Consider the following 13,501-nt stretch of genomic DNA (forward strand, 5'->3'; position numbering starts at 1 on the left):
GCCCACCCCACGTCAGCGCGAGCGCCCCCGTACCAGGCGGACCCTGCGGACCAGTGCGATGAGGCCGGCGGCCAGCGTGCCGGCGTAGAGCCAGCCGGCCTGTGTGGCCAGGGCGGTGAACAGGCCCATCAGACGGCCCGACGTGCCGCCGCCGCTGTCGGCGACCGGGATCAGCCCGACGGCGAAGGCGATCGGCACGATGATCGGGGCGGTCAGCAGATCACCCCGGCGCATCCAGACCGACGTCAGCACACTGACCGGCAGGAACAGCACGCCGTACGGCGTCAGGGACGAGCCGAACAGCAGGGACACGAGAAAGCCGAGCAGGAGCATCAGCCCGGTGCAGAACAGTCCGCCGCCGAGTCCGGTGAGCCGGGGGTTGGGCAGCCGCCGCAGCGTCCGGACCACCGGGGGCGGCGCGCGGCGGGCCACCGGCGGCCGGCGCTCGCCGCGGGCTTGCGCGGGCAGCGGTGCTCCTCGGTCCGGGCGTCGTGTTCCGTTGTGCGGGGGACGGGTCCTGTGTTGCTCCACTGGACCAACCTAGGTCTGTTTATGTGTGGAATCGCTCCTCGGACACGCCGTGGGAAAGACCTTGGCCATGCGTTCGAGAGGGCCGCCGGAGCGTGCCGCGACACGCCGTAGACTGGTGGATCGGCCCCCTGGCCGCCAGTCTCCTCACGTCTCCTCTCACGTACGGGAAGTCGCAACGTGTCGCTCACGATCGGAATCGTCGGTCTGCCGAATGTCGGCAAGTCGACCCTGTTCAACGCCCTGACCAAGAACGACGTGCTGGCGGCCAACTACCCGTTCGCCACGATCGAGCCGAACGTCGGTGTGGTCGGTGTCCCGGACCCGCGCCTGACGAAACTGGCCGAGATCTTCTCCTCCCAGAAGATCCTCCCGGCGACCGTCGACTTCGTGGACATCGCGGGCATCGTGAAGGGCGCCTCCGAGGGCGAGGGCCTGGGCAACAAGTTCCTCGCGAACATCCGTGAGTCGGACGCGATCTGCCAGGTCATCCGCGCCTTCAAGGACGAGAACGTCGTCCACGTCGACGGCAAGGTCTCGCCGAAGGACGACATCGAGACGATCAACACCGAGCTGATCCTCGCCGACCTCCAGACCATCGAGAAGGTCCTGCCCCGCCTCCAGAAGGAGTCGCGGATCAAGAAGGACGTCGCCCCGAAGGTCAAGGCCGTCGAGGAGGCCAAGGAGATCCTGGAGAGGGGCGACACCCTCTTCTCCGCGGGCATCGTCCAGGGTTCCGGCAACGAGGAGCTGCTGCACGACCTGCACCTCCTCACCACCAAGCCCTTCCTGTACGTCTTCAACGTCGACGAGGACGAGCTGGTCGACGACTCCTTCAAGGACGAGCAGCGCGCCCTGGTCGCCCCCGCCGAGGCGATCTTCCTCAACGCCAAGCTGGAGGCGGACCTCGCCGAGCTGGACGAGGAGGACGCCCTGGAGCTCCTGGAGTCGGTCGGCGCCGAGGAGCCGGGCCTCACCACCCTCGCCCGCGTCGGCTTCACCACCCTCGGCCTGCAGACCTACCTCACGGCCGGTCCCAAGGAGTCCCGCGCCTGGACCATCAAGAAGGGCGCCACGGCTCCCGAGGCCGCCGGCGTGATCCACACCGACTTCCAGAAGGGCTTCATCAAGGCGGAGGTCATCTCCTTCGACGACCTGGTGGAAACCGGCTCGGTCGCCGAGGCCCGCGCGAAGGGCAAGGCCCGCATGGAGGGCAAGGACTACGTCATGCAGGACGGGGACGTCGTGGAGTTCCGGTTCAATGTGTGATCGACTCGTTACTGTGCGCTAGGACATTCGTCAAGTGGACAGGCCAGAAGGGGGTCAGGCTCTGGTGCGTCTGGCCCCTCGGCGGTTCCCGTGCTGACTTGGTGCTGACTGCTGGTTGCCCCGCGACGGCGTGAGCTTGTCGAGATCCAGGCTCATCTCGAAAGGCGCTGGACGCTTAAAAACGCCTCGGAAGATGCCGACGGGTGTGCAGGCTTCCGTGGTCCGGCGAGTTCGTAGACATGGGCGACGGGGCGCCGTTCTTGATGCACCAGTAGTACGGGACGCCCGCCTCTGCGTACTTGCGGAGCTTGACGGTGCAGTGGCGATGTGCGGATTCGGGCCAGACCGCCTTGATGACGCTGTGGCGGGCGTGGGGAAGGCGGTCCAGGTACTCCGAGAACCAGCTTCCTGGCGCGACGGGCGCATCCAATCGGGCAGTGCGGTCATGGCTCAACTTTGGTCACTCGGCGAGATGCTGGCCACGAGATGGTCAACGCGTTTCCGCCTTTCCGCGAGGGCGAGAAGAGCCTTCTTCAGATGCTCACGTCCACCTGGTCACGGTCAACGGGGTCGCTATCCGGCGTGGCATGTGGCGCCGCTGCCCGTGCTGATTCGATCGGGCCGGCTGCTCAGGATTCTGCCTGAAGCATGGTGAACCGGACCGGCTCTTCGAGTACGAAGCGGGCGCCCGCCTCGTCCACTGTCCGGGCGGCCAGCGTCGCCTCAGCGAGCCTGGCGGGCAGCGCTTCGGCGAACTTGAGGCCGCGCACAGCGCGCCCGTCGATCTCGGGCAGGCTCAGGCCTTCGTATGCCTGGGCCATGGTGTTCGCCCAGTCCTCGCGGGTGAGGTCGTCGCGGAGCCGGATCCAGTGGGCGTGGGCCCGCCTGTGCGGTGACACGGCGGGCAGCAGGGTGGCGGCGAGCGTGGCGTTGGCGCGGTGGCCGGCCCAGGTCCACCACCGGACGTCCCCGTCGGGGCGGCGGGCGATGACGGTACCCCCCGGGTGCATGGTGTCCAGGTGTGTCTCCCTGGCCTGAGCGAGGCGTGCCGAAGCACGCCCGGTGAGACGCACCGGAGGGTCCTCTCCGAGGAGTACGTCGCGTGCGGCGCGGGTCAGCTCGAAGGAGAGGATCCGCTCGGCACCGAAGCCTGCCCATCGGGCCCGTCCGCCCTCGTCGACCGGGGTGACGAAGCAGCGGCGGCGGCTGAAGTCGATGTGGGTGACCTGCCAACTGCGTCCGGCCAGCAGGAGTCTGCGGGGACCCTGGACCTCCTCGGTGAGCAGGTCGGGGTCGGTGCGGCCGATCTCGTTGCGGCCGTTGAGGACGGTGAACTCGGGCGGGGCGGTGAAGACAGCCGTCAGGTTCATGAAATGGCGGTGTCCGTAGCGCTGTTCGGTCTCCGGGCCGATGAACAGCATGCCCGAATCCTGGTCCAGGTAGCCCTGTTCGACCAGATGCCGGACGACGGGTGCCGCTCCCGGGCCGAAGGCCTCGATGCCGCCCCACCACTGCTGCCACAGGTTCTCGCCGACCCGGTGTTCTTGAAGGCACAGGGCCAACAGTTGCTGGGCGACGAGATGGCGGGGCTCGGGGGGCGGGACAACGGGTTCGACCCAGTTGCGGGACCACTGAAGCAGCAGAGCCGCCGAAGCGAGGAGCCCTTCGTCGTCCAGCGCGAGGAAGAGACAGTTGCGGCTGCTGCCTGGGCGGCGGCCGGTGCGGCCCAGCCGCTGGAGGAAGGCGGCGACGGTGCGGGGTGCGTCCAGTTGGACGACCCGATCCAGGTCACCCACGTCGATACCCAGTTCCAGTGTGCTGGTCGAGACGATCACACAGTCCCGCGCCTCGGCGAACGCCGCCTCGGCCCGTCTGCGTTCGTCCACGGAAAGCGAGGCGTGGGAGAGGAAAGTCGTGACACCGAGTAGGCGCAACTGCTCGCCCAGCTCCTCGACGGTGCGTCGGCTCTCGCAGAAGACCAGACGCTTCTCGCCGCGGTGGAGAGCGGCGATGACAATCGCGGCGTTGGCGACGGAGCCGACGTAGTCGAGTTCGACCTCCCCGGCTGGCTGTGTGGTTCCCGCCGGGGGAGGCAGTGGCTGTGTGGCGGGGGCGATGACGCTGCCGGGACCACGACCGCGCCCGGAGCCCTGCAGCCAGTCCAGCAGCTCCGCGGGGTTCCCAACGGTCGCGGACAGGCCGACGCGCTGAAGGGGACGGCCCGCGACGTGCGCCAGGCGCTCGAGGACGGCCAGCAGGTGCCACCCGCGGTCGTCCCCGGCGAAGGCGTGGACCTCATCGATGACGACCGAGTGCAGGCCGCTGAAGAAGGAGCGATGGTCCACATGGGTGCTGACCAGCATCGACTCCAGGGATTCGGGTGTGGTCAGCAGGATGTCGGGGCGTTCGACGAGCAGTCGGCGGCGGCGCGAGGTGGTGACGTCTCCGTGCCACAGCCCCGTGGTGCGGCCCAGCCAGCCCGCGTACGTCTCCAGGCGCGGATGCAGGTTGTTGAGGAGGGCCTTGAGCGGGCACACGTACACCACGCTGGTGCCCTTCCAGCCGCGCCGGTTCATCCGCGTCAGCAGCGGGAAGACGGCCGCTTCGGTCTTGCCGCCCGCCGTGGGAGCCAGGAGTACGGCGTCCTCGCCGGCGAGGAGGGGAGCGGCGGCCTCGGTCTGTAGGGGGCGCAGGGTGGGCCAGCCGAGGGTGTTGACGATGTGGTGTCCGAGGACGGGGTCGAGCAGGTCGAAGGCGTCGGGCGCGTGCCACTCGCCGCTTCGGCCGGACGTCCGGTCGCTCATGGCAGGTCCAGGGGAATGTCCGCCGCACTGCTCGCCGGTGAGGTCGCCGTACCGCTTGCCGCATTGCGCTCGGTACCGCTGAGTTCGGCCGTGTACAGGGTGAGGGAGTAGTGCCGGCGCGGGTCGAAGTCCTCGAACTCGTCGAGGCGGTCCAGGACGTCGGCGACCAGTTTGCGCAGATACAGGCGGGGAGCGATACCGACCTTGCCGCCGAGCGCGCCCGTGACAGCACGGGCCAGTTCCTCCAGGTAGGTGTCGTCCGCATGGGAGGCCACTCGCTCGGGGTGGCGTGCGTCGGTCGCGTAGATGTCGCGCACCTTGCGTCCCAGTTCGCCGAGCGAGGTGAGGTCGAAGCCCGGCAGCCGCAGCTGCACCGCCCGCGGGGAGTCGAAGCGCGGGTCGGTGGTGAAGTCGGTTGCCAGGCGCTGGGCGAGGGGCGCCAGGCGCTGGACACCCTGCTGCCCGTCGTAGAAGGCGGGCGTGCCGGTGATGACGAGGAACAGGCCGGGAAAGCGCCCGGTGTCGATCTCGTCCAGGAGCTGGCGCAGGGCGTTGAGGGACTTCTCCCGGACATCACCGCGCACCCGCTGCAGGGTCTCCACCTCGTCCAGGACCAGCAGCAGTCCGGGGTGTCCGCAGTCCCGCAGCACGGTGAGCAGGCCCTGCAGGAAACCGAGGGCGGCGAAGTGGTCGAGGTCGCCGCGGATCCCCGCGGAGCGCTTGGCGGCGGCGGCCACCGACTTCTGGCCGCCGAGCCAGGCGATCAGCCCTTCGGCGAGGGCGCCGTCACCGGCCGCCACGGCACGCCGGTAGCCGCGCAGCGCCGCAGAGAAGGCGGGGGTGGTGCGGGCGACGGCGGCCAGCCGCTGTTCCAGGAGCACGTCGACGGCGGCCGCCAGCGCCTCCTCGTCGTCGTCCGCCACATCGCCTCCGGCGAGCGCCTCCTCCTCCAGGGCGTAGAACCAGGAGTCGACGACGGCGCGCAGGGCGGACGGCTGGTGGGTGGCGGTGGTGAGCCGTTCGGTGAGTCTGCGGTAGACGGTCTCCAGCCGGTGCAGCGGAGTCTCGGTCTCGGAGATCTGGACCTCACTGACGGCGAGCCCGCGCCGCTTGGCCCGCTCGGCGAGCCACCGCGCGAAGAACGTCTTGCCGGAGCCGTACTCGCCGCGCAGGGCGTGGAAGGCGGCCCCGCCCCGGGCGAGGGTGGCCAGGTCGTCGTCGAGCGCGCCCTCGAAGCGCTCCAGGCCGACGGCGAACAAGCCGAGCCCTGCCCGGGGGACGGTGCCGCGGCGCAGCGCGTCGACGACGTCACGGCGGCGCGCGGCGCTGATGTCGAGGGCGGGGCGGGTCATGCGGTGCCTTCCGGGGACGGGAACTGCTGGCCGAGCAGGGCGCGGTCGAGCTGCACGGTGCGGCCGGACTCGACCAGTCGCAGCACGGGATACCCGTCGATGTTGAGTAGCCGCTCCAGCATCGTGGCGAAGCGCGCCGGGTTGCGCTGCGACCTGCCGGTGGCGGCCTGGGCAGCTGCGGCGACGGCCCCCGGCGACAGCTTCCCGCCCGCCGCGTCCAGGGCGTCGAGTGCCGCCTCCACGGCCTTGTCGGGGGGCGCGGCGCGGACGAACTCGCGCTGCGCCCGGTACGGGGCGCTACGCGTGGTCCGTTGGCCGAGGCTGAGCTCGCCGGACGCGGCGGCGCGCCGTGCCGGCCGCGCGGCCTCCCGTCCGTCGCCGGTGTCCGTCGGCGGTTCCGCCGCGTGACCGGAGGCGACCCCGGATACGGAGTCCCCGGACGCGGCGGCCCCGGAGGCGGCGGCCCCGGATCCGGTCCGCGCCACGCCCCTTGCCGGGGTCCTGGCTCCGACCGTCCCTGCCACCGCCTCGGAGCCCGCCGCGGCCTCCGCTTCCGGTACGACTCCCGTGCCGGACTGCTTCCACCACGTCGGTTCGGCGTTCTCGGGAGGCAGCAGCACCCAGCCCGACGGCACGGCTCCTCCGGGCGGCACCAGGGTGATCACGGGAACGGTGACCTCGGCGAGCGAGGCACCGCCGTGGTAGCCGGCCTGCCGCGCGGTGTAGCGCAGGTCGTCACGCCAGGCGGCGGTGATACGGCGGCCGTCGGTCAGCACCCGGCGACCGGCGAGGGCGACTTCACCGTCACCGGGGTCCCCGGTGCGCCAGCGTGCCCCGCGTACCCCGGTGACCTCGGCGGGCTGGTGACCGCGCTCGGTGCGGTCGATGATGTGGCCGTGGTCGGAGACGAGCACGACCGGACGGCCGTAGTCGCGGGCGGCGTTGAGCAGGTCGGGGAGTTTCCCGATGTCGGACACACCCCAGCGGCCGCTGGTTCCCTCCCGGCCGTCGGCCAGGGCGTCGTCGATGGTGTTGACGACGACGGCGACGATGTCGTCCGAGGCGAGGGCATCGAGGACTTGGGCGTCGAGGCGGTGACCGAGCGGGCCCTCGTACGCTCCCTTGTGGAAGAGGTGCGCGCCCCGGTGCCGCTTGCGCCAGAAGGTGGTGAAACCGGTGCGCTCGGCGGCCTGGCCGCCCTCGCAGGGTCGGCCGCTCAGCAGGGACGCCCGGCTGACGCGGGTGATCGACGGCAGCATGGACACCGCTGCCTGCCGCAGCGGTCGCCTGCCGGGGGTGGCGGGCACGATCTCGGTCCACGCCCTTCCGCTCAGCTCTCCCGCGACCCGCACGGCGACGTCCGCGCTCATCCCGTCGAGGACGAGGACCAGCGGACGGCCGCCGCCCTGGGCGAGCGGTGCCGCGGTCCGGGCGAGGACGTCCTCGATGAGGAGCGCACCGCCGTTCGCCTGCTGGCAGGCGGTTTCCGCCCAGGAGGCGAGGAGCCCTGCGACGTGGGCGTCGAGTGCGGTACGGCGCTCGCGTGCCGCTCCTATCAGCCGCCGGTACGCCTCGCCGACGGCCGGGTCACGGGACGCGTCTCCCTCCGCGAGGACGCCGATGGCCAGGTCGGCCCAGCCCGAGGAGGCGAGGTGCTCCTGCACGGCCTGCCCGACGGTCGCCGGGGGCGCGGGGTCGGTGGCGAGCCAGCGCATCAGGCGGACGGCGGTACGGGCGGTCTCGGTGGATTCCGCGAACAGCGCGGCGAGCTGATGTGCTTCAAGGTCGCGGAGGGCGGACTCGGCGAGCGCGGTTGCGCCCTCGCCGCGGGCACCGAGGCAGGCGGCCAGGGCCCGCAGCCGCCCCAGGTAGCCCGACGGGAGCAGCCGGTCGCCGCGGACCAGCTCCGTCAGGCGCGCGTCGGCGGCGAGCCGGTCGGCGCGTTCGAGGACGGCGAGCACCCGGGAGCGGGCGGGGCCGGCCGGCGCGGTGGGGCCCTCGGCCTGCGCGATCCAGCGGGTGAGGACGCCCGTGGCGGCGTCGGCGAAGGGCCGCAGCGTGTCGAAGGAGGCGAGGGCGGGGCCGAAGAGGGTGCCCAGGACGAAGCCCGCGGCGTCCGCGGACCGTGAGCCGAGGGCGGCCGAGGCGAGCACCCCCAGCGGCAGCGCGTCACTGCCCCGGCCCTCGGCGGCCAGGGCGAGCAGGGTGGGGGCGGCGGGACCGACGGTCCGGGCCAGCCAGGTCTCCAGGCCGTGCTGCTCCTCCTTGGACAGGGCGGCGTACAGAGACGGCCCGGCCGGGGTGCGGGTCCAGGCGAACAGTGCGTCGGCGTCCAGGTCGAGGGTGTCGGACGCGGGGTCGCCGAGCCCGAGGCGGGCACCGAGCAGGGCGCGTACGGCCCGGTCGCGGGTGAGGACGCTGCCGACGCGGGGCCAGCCGTCCAGGGGCTCGGCCTGGAGCAGCGCGTCGAGCAGCCAGTGCTCGCCCAGCATGTGCGGGTCCAGGTCGGCGGCCCCGAAGAGCTGGGCGACGATCTCGGCGCGGTCGACGGGCAGCGGATGCCGCCGCACCGCGTGGGCGCGCAGGTCGAGGCCGAGCTGGTCGGCCGGGACGGTGCCGGTGACGACGAGCACGCTGTCGTCGTCCGTACCGCCCGCGAGATGGCGGTGCCACGCCTCGGTGACGCCGAGCGGGGAGTGCTGGTCGGTGACGACGACGCGGCGCAGCCCGCCGTCGACCGCGACGGTGAACTCGGTGTGCGGTTCTTCGGAATCCCACACCGCGTCGACCAGGACGAGCCGGCCGTCGGGGGCGTCCTTCAGTTCTGTCCTGAGCAGTACCTCGATGGCCCGCCGACCGGCGACGGGCCGGGCGACCGTCACCGGTGCTCACCGCCCGGCCCGGAGCCGTCCGTGGCGGCACTGTGCGGCTCGGAGCCGTCGGGCTCGGCACGCCAGACGATCTCCACCGGCGTGTCCGGGTGCAGGGCGCGGAACGCCTCGATCTCCTCGCGTACGGCGGTGAGGTCGGCGTGGAGCGCCGCGGGACCGGGGGCGATTACCCGGCGGGCGGCCCGCACCGGGGCTACTGCGTCGGCACCGGTCCCGGACCCCTCCGGCTCCCAGGACAGCGGCTCCTGCCTGCCCCGCACCGGCCCGGCGGGCTCGGAGGGGACGGGCGGGGCGCCGTGCTCGGACAGCGGGATCCGCCCGGCGTCGGTCACCGGGGCGGGCCCGGCGGAGGTGTCGACAGGGGCCGGACGCTCCAGTTGCAGGGCGGCGTCCAGCAGGGCGTGTCCCGTGTCGCGGAATTCGCCGAGCGCGGGGATCAGGGACCGCTCGCGCTCCGGGGCGCGGGCGGCCTCACGGATGCGGTCCATGAGCCGTTGCGCGCGGTCGCCGATGCTGTCGTCGCGGCCGGTGAGCCCGTGCACGCTGGACAGCAGCCGCCAGTTGGTGCCGTCCAGTGCCGCGAGTAGGTCGGCGGCACTGGCCATGGCGTGGGAGAGGTCCCGTCCGGGCGTCTCATAGGTGGCGGAGGCCAGCTCGCGGACCAGGCCGGTCGCGTCCTCGGCGTGGCGCACGAGACGCGCGAGGAGCGCGGCGGCCTCGCGCAGGACCCGGGTGCGTTCGGCGGTGCCGTCACCGTCGAGTCCGAGCAGTGTGGCGTGCCGCCTGAGGACAGTGCGTACGTCGCCGACGTTCTTCTCGTACGCGGTGCCCTTGGCCAGGACGTCGGCGGCGAGCCGGTTGACATTGCGCGCGAACAGGCCGGGCTTGGCGGTGACGCCGAACAGCAGGGCGGCGCGGTCGCGGGCGGTGGTGTACTCGTCCGGTCCGGGCAGCTGCTGGGCGCGCAGCTTCCAGCCCAGGCTGATCTCGGACAGCGGGGGAGGCGTGGTCTCGGTGCCGGAGTACAGCACCCAGGAGCGGTCGTCGAACAGGGCGTAGGCGGCGATGAGCAGGCTGGAGACGTGCCGGTCGAGGCCGCGCAGGCCGAGGTCGTCCCTGATCCAGTTGCGGATGTCCTCGACCGCGAGTTCGTCGAGCGAGTCGAGTTCGCCGCGCTCCCTGTGCGCCGCGGCGGCCCGGTTGATCTGCGTGCGCAGCTGGTCGCCGCGAACGACGAGCGGGCCGTCGTGGACGGTGCCCAGTTGCAGGGGCTCGACGACGCGCTTGACGGTCCGCAGCTCCTTCGGGTCGACCTCGGCCCGCCCGCCCTCGTCCATGGCCCGGGTGAGCCACTTCAAGGCGGTGGTGAGTTCGGCCGGGGTGACGGCGCGGGGCGCGGAGCCCGTGCCCGGCCCGAAGTCGGGGTGCTTGTCGTAGAGGGCGGAGAACATCCCGTCGGCGAGCTGTGCCACCGTCTGGTCGAACGGCTTGCTGCCCTCGGCCTGCGGCCGCGGGAACTCGGGCTGCAGGGACAGCACGTGCCGCCCGTCGGGCACCTCCGCGCCCCGCGTGCCCTCCTTGGCCTCGGCGAGCCCGTACACCTCGCGCAGCGAGTCGACGAGGGTGCGGGTGAGGTTCTCGCGGGCGTGCTCCAGCTGGCGGCGGGCCTTGGCGCGGTCGTCCGGCGGGAAGTTGCGGGTGTAGTCGGACAGACGGTCGCGTTCCAGCAGGAAGTTGATCCGCATGAGCTGGCCCAGCTGGGCCTTGCGCTGCTCGGAGAAGTGGTCGCACAGCCAGACCAGCACGGGGGCGCCCGGGTGCGACCTGCCCAGTTCGGTGACGCGCCGGTGGGCGTTGTCGGGGGAGTACCCCGTCTCCTCGTCGTAGGGGCAGTCGAGGATGATCCGCAGGTTGCCCGCGGTGGCCGGCTCGAAGGCTTCGTCCGTGATGCTGCGCGGGTCGCGGACCAGTCCGAACACGAACTCCACGGTGCGCTCGGAGCCGCGCCACACGATTTTCTTCTCGTCGAAGAGCTGCCCCTGCCGGCCGGTGAGCCCCAGCTCCTCCCACAGCCGCTCGCGCAGCCAGGTGCGCCGCACCCCGCCCTTGTCCTCGCCGACGACGGCGTCCAGGATCGGCTCGATGTCCAGGTCGGACAGGTGCAGGGAGTAGACCGGGTCGTCCTTGCCCTCGGAGCGCAGCTCGCTCGGGAACTCGCCCTGCAGGGCCCGCATCCGCTCGACGACCTTGTCCTGCACGGGCACGGCCCGCGAGCGCAGGGTGCCGTGGTTGAGCGCGGCGAGCCGGCCGGCGGTCAGGCGGCGCAGCGCGGGCACGTCGGGCGCGAGGGCGCCGAGCAGCAGCGTCTTGACGAAGCGCTCGTCGGCGACGAAGTCGGGGTGCTCGGCGTGCCCGTACCGGCGCAGCAGGAAGCGGCGCGCCTTGGCGTGGAAGCGGCGGGCGGTCTCCGACTCCTGCTGGAGCTTGGCGGTGAACGCGGTACTGGTGGTGTCGACGAGGACGTCCCACAGGTCGCCGAGCGGGATCAGCCGGCCGATCTCGGCGTCGGCGTTGCGCTCCAGGAGCTGCTGGACCAGCTTCAGACCGGTGCGTTCCCGCTGGAGCGCGCCGGACAGGGCCACGAGCACGTTCAGCAGAGCGGGAGACAGCGGGTAGACGGCCCGGAAGTCCTCCCAGCCGGCGCCGGTGGCGCCCTCACCGTCGAGAAGGACGTCCTTGACCGTCTGCCCCGCCCTGTCGATCCCGACGAACGCGGTGTCCAGCACCCGCTCCTGCCCCGGAAGCGGCTTGAGGACCCGCTCCTTGATGATCTCCGGGAGGTTGCGGTCCTCCAGGTCGATGACGGTGACGCGTTCCTTCAGGTACTCCAGGGCGGCCTGGAGGTTCTCCACGTCCGAGCCGAGGATGTCGGAGCCCATGAGCTGCGACAGGTCGCGCTGGCGGGAGATGAACGAGATGATCGGCACCGGCCGGTCGGGGTTGCTGGACTCGATCAGTTTGACGAGCTTCTGGACCTCGTCGTTGATGAAGGTCCGGTCGGACATCCGGGCCTGGAGCCACAGCACCAGCTCGTCCAGGAAGAGCACCACACCGTCGTAGTTGAGCATCCGGGCGTGCTTGCTGATCTCGCTGAGCCCGTCGTCCAGCGAGATGTACGCGCCCGCATCCCCGCTGACCGTCTCCGCGTAGTGCTTGTTCGGCCCGTTGAACAGGGCCGTCAGCAGCCGGTCGCGCTGCGGGTCGCCGGCGGGCGCGCGGAACGCGGCGTCGAGTGCCTCGGTGGTCCAGCCGACGGCGGGGACCGCACCGATCGGCTTCAGCTCCTCGTCGTCCTCGTCCTCGTCGTCGTCCGAGTCGTCCTCCACGGCGGTCTGCGGTGCGGCGACGGGCGCGGGGAGCAGACTGATGAACGCCTCGTCGCCGATCTTCTCGCGCAGCTCCCGCGCGTCCGCGAGCAGCGAGTCGGCCCGGAACACCAGCGGTGTGGACGCTTCGGGCCGCTCGCGGCGCACCGTGCGCACATAGCCGCCGAGCAGCGCCGACTCCAGGCTGGCGGCGCCCACCAGGTGGTACGGCACCATCAGGAAGTTCCTGCCGGGCAGCCAGTCGGCGTTCTCGGCGATCACCTCGCGCAGCCGCGTTTTGTTCTCGACGGCCGGGTCCCCGTTGAGCACGGCGTGCAGCACGGTCAGGAAGTGGCTCTTACCTGCGCCGAACGAGCCGTGCAGATACGCGGCCTGCGAGGAGTTCTTGCGCAGGGAGCTGCCGACGAGCTTCAGGGCCTTGCGGAACTCTCCTTGGAGCTGCTCCGTGACGACGTAGTCGTCGATCGACCCGGCGCGCGCGTCCGTGAACCCCTCGGAGAGGGCGATCTTGAAGTCCCCGGCGTGGAGATCCTCCTTGATGTCGAGGACATCCCTCAGTACGACCCCGCTGCCTCGCGCCATCAGCCGTTTCCGCTCCCCACAGCCCTCTCACGCCCGGCTGCCGCGGCCGGGCTCCCGGCGGGCACCGGGACTCCGCCCGCGCCCGCGCACACCACGTCCGTCTATCCTGCCAGGGCCGTGGGGAACGGTGGGACGGCCGGGGAACAGCGGGCACGAGCGGGCGTCAGGCCGAGACCCCCGGACCGCCCGCGCGCAGCTCCGCCCACACGGTCTTCCCTGGCGCGTCTGCGCGAGCCGTCACACCCCACGTCTCGGCGATCGCGCCGACGATCAGCAGACCGCGGCCGGCATCCTCGTCGTCCCCGGCCACCCTGACGACCGGAGCGCGCTCGCCCCGCGTGTCGCTGACCTCGATTCGCAGCAGCCCGTCCTCCCGCACCAGCCGCAGCAGCGCGTCCCGGCCGGGCACCCGGCCGTGGGTGACGGCGTTCGCGGCGAGTTCGGCCACGACGAGACTCGCGCCGTCGTTGACCTCCGAGCCGTACGGGTGGCCCCAGCGGTCGAGGCAGTACGAGGTGAGGCGGCGGGCCAGCCGGGCGCCGCGCGGGGTGGAGGTGAAGCGCAGCTCGAAGAGCGTGTCGGCGGGACGGGTGGCGGTGCCGGTGGGGGGCGTCGGTGTCATGCGACGAAGGTGGCGCAGGTGGAGGTGCTCTGACCAGCGTCTTCGGTGGTACGAGAGGGGACTGTCG

At 72.0% G+C, this 13,501-nt stretch carries 7 protein-coding genes; 1 reads left to right on the forward strand and 6 read right to left on the reverse strand.

Annotated features, from left to right (window positions below):
- Positions 1-12: 12 nt before the first annotated feature.
- Complete coding sequence (locus tag EHS43_RS22385) at positions 13-531, reverse strand: DUF6542 domain-containing protein (protein WP_125192555.1); 519 nt, start codon at positions 529-531, stop codon at positions 13-15.
- A 177-nt stretch (positions 532-708) separates the two neighbouring features.
- On the opposite strand from EHS43_RS22385, the gene ychF reads away from it, so the two are divergent.
- Positions 709-1,797 carry a redox-regulated ATPase YchF gene (gene ychF / locus EHS43_RS22390; RefSeq protein WP_125192556.1) on the forward strand — a complete coding sequence of 363 codons (1,089 nt, stop codon included), beginning with the start codon at positions 709-711 and terminating at the stop codon, positions 1,795-1,797.
- A 629-nt stretch (positions 1,798-2,426) separates the two neighbouring features.
- Here the strand turns inward: ychF and EHS43_RS22400 are convergent.
- The 5 genes from EHS43_RS22400 to EHS43_RS22420 form a co-directional block, all read right to left on the reverse strand.
- Complete coding sequence (locus EHS43_RS22400) at positions 2,427-4,601, reverse strand: DEAD/DEAH box helicase (protein WP_125192557.1); 2,175 nt, start codon at positions 4,599-4,601, stop codon at positions 2,427-2,429.
- Complete coding sequence (brxD, locus tag EHS43_RS22405) at positions 4,598-5,953, reverse strand: BREX system ATP-binding protein BrxD (RefSeq protein ID WP_125192558.1); 1,356 nt, start codon at positions 5,951-5,953, stop codon at positions 4,598-4,600. Before brxD ends, EHS43_RS22400 begins: the two co-directional genes overlap by 4 nt.
- The gene (gene pglZ, locus EHS43_RS22410) at positions 5,950-8,835 is read right to left on the reverse strand and encodes a BREX-2 system phosphatase PglZ (RefSeq protein ID WP_125192559.1); all 2,886 of its coding nucleotides are present in this window, start codon (positions 8,833-8,835) and stop codon (positions 5,950-5,952) included. Before pglZ ends, brxD begins: the two co-directional genes overlap by 4 nt.
- On the reverse strand, positions 8,832-12,812 hold the full coding sequence (locus EHS43_RS22415) for a hypothetical protein (protein ID WP_260470646.1): 3,981 nt from the start codon (positions 12,810-12,812) through the stop codon (positions 8,832-8,834). The genes pglZ and EHS43_RS22415 overlap by 4 nt, the downstream gene beginning before the upstream one ends.
- A gap of 163 nt (positions 12,813-12,975) precedes the next feature.
- The gene (locus EHS43_RS22420; RefSeq protein WP_125192560.1) at positions 12,976-13,434 is read right to left on the reverse strand and encodes an ATP-binding protein; all 459 of its coding nucleotides are present in this window, start codon (positions 13,432-13,434) and stop codon (positions 12,976-12,978) included.
- Between the last annotated feature and the right edge of the window lie 67 nt (positions 13,435-13,501).

Origin of the sequence: Streptomyces sp. RP5T (assembly GCF_003933965.1) — a bacterium.
Lineage (GTDB): Bacteria > Actinomycetota > Actinomycetes > Streptomycetales > Streptomycetaceae > Streptomyces.

What these genes read in the sequence shown, in the direction of transcription:
- EHS43_RS22400 (WP_125192557.1), bottom strand. Translation starts at nt 4,601, where the DNA reads ATGAGCGACCGGACGTCCGGCCGAAGCGGCGAGTGGCACGCGCCCGAC.
- brxD (WP_125192558.1), bottom strand. Translation starts at nt 5,953, where the DNA reads ATGACCCGCCCCGCCCTCGACATCAGCGCCGCGCGCCGCCGTGACGTC.
- EHS43_RS22415 (WP_260470646.1), bottom strand. Translation starts at nt 12,812, where the DNA reads ATGGCGCGAGGCAGCGGGGTCGTACTGAGGGATGTCCTCGACATCAAG.
- EHS43_RS22420 (WP_125192560.1), bottom strand. Translation starts at nt 13,434, where the DNA reads ATGACACCGACGCCCCCCACCGGCACCGCCACCCGTCCCGCCGACACG.